Source organism: Streptomyces mauvecolor (assembly GCF_039532965.1).
In the GTDB taxonomy this organism is placed as follows: Bacteria; Actinomycetota; Actinomycetes; order Streptomycetales; family Streptomycetaceae; genus Streptomyces; species Streptomyces violascens.
On the sequence record NZ_BAAASQ010000061.1, the window covers coordinates 1 to 589 of the forward strand.

A 589-nucleotide genomic window follows, 5' to 3' on the forward strand; every position below is an offset into this window, starting at 1 on the left:
CTCTGGTATGCCGGACAGCCCCCTGCGGGGCAGGGGGCTGTGGGGTGGGGTTGGTGGTTGTGGTGGGTCAGAGGAGCTTCTGGGGGGCCTGGTACTGGTCGACGGGGGCGATGTTGCAGGAGGCCTTGGGGCCTCCGAGCGCGTGTCCGCCGATGCCTTCGCCCTCGGGCAGGGGGACCAGGCAGCGTCCGTCGATGTTGATGAGGGGGGCGCCGTAGGTGTTGAGGATGCCGCCGGAGTCGCCGGTGATGGCGGTGTCGCCGTTGCGGGTGCCGAAGTCCTTGGCGCCGGTGGCGCCGGTGGAGGAGCCGGTCGCGGTGCGGGCGGTGCGGATGCTCTCGTGGGCGCTGGTGGGGATGCTCTTGGCCTCGGTCCCCATGGTGTGTGCCGAGGCGGGGGCGGCGACGGCCATCGTTGCGGCAGTGGCGAAGACCGCCCCGGCGAGAACCTGCTTGATCACGGTTGTGCTCCCATTCGGTGGATCGGCGGGGGTGGCAGGTCCGCCCGGTGGGAAACCTGCCGCCCTCTAGAACGGGGAGCAGGCTGAAAACGTCACAAATTGCGCCCGTTTAGACCAATATGGGGAGGG

Annotated in this window: 1 protein-coding gene; it reads right to left on the minus strand. The window is 69.6% G+C overall.

What is annotated here, in order from left to right:
- Nucleotides 1-67 precede the first annotated feature (67 nt).
- On the minus strand, nt 68-460 hold the full coding sequence (locus ABD346_RS38210) for a hypothetical protein (protein WP_344380925.1): 393 nt from the start codon (nt 458-460) through the stop codon (nt 68-70).
- Between the last annotated feature and the right edge of the window lie 129 nt (nt 461-589).